The organism is Shigella sp. FC1544 (assembly GCF_001722145.1).
Classification (GTDB): Bacteria; Pseudomonadota; Gammaproteobacteria; order Enterobacterales; family Enterobacteriaceae; genus Escherichia; species Escherichia coli.
Map to the genome: position 1 here is coordinate 1 of NZ_MECT01000520.1, position 255 is coordinate 255.

Annotated in this window: 1 pseudogene; it reads left to right on the forward strand. The window is 58.0% G+C overall.

Annotation, left to right across the window (positions count from 1 at the left end):
- A pseudogene (locus tag BGK49_RS30555) lies at positions 1-111 on the forward strand (IS66-like element accessory protein TnpA); the annotation flags it as partial.
- Between the last annotated feature and the right edge of the window lie 144 nt (positions 112-255).

Here is a 255-nt window from a genome sequence, read left to right on the forward strand (position 1 = left end):
AGTGCCAGCTCCTGCAAGGTGGAGTTCCGTCACGGTAACATGACGCTGGAAAATCCTTCACCAGAGCTGCTCACAGTGTTGATCCGTGAACTGACCGGGAGGGGACGATGATCTCACTCCCGTCAGGCACCCGCATCTGGCTCGTTGCTGGGATAACCGTAAGCGTGCAGCAAGAACCGTATTGACGGGGATGTGTTATTCAGTCGGCAGTGCTACGCGCCAGGGGAGCAGTTCGCCGACCCGGTTTATCGGCCA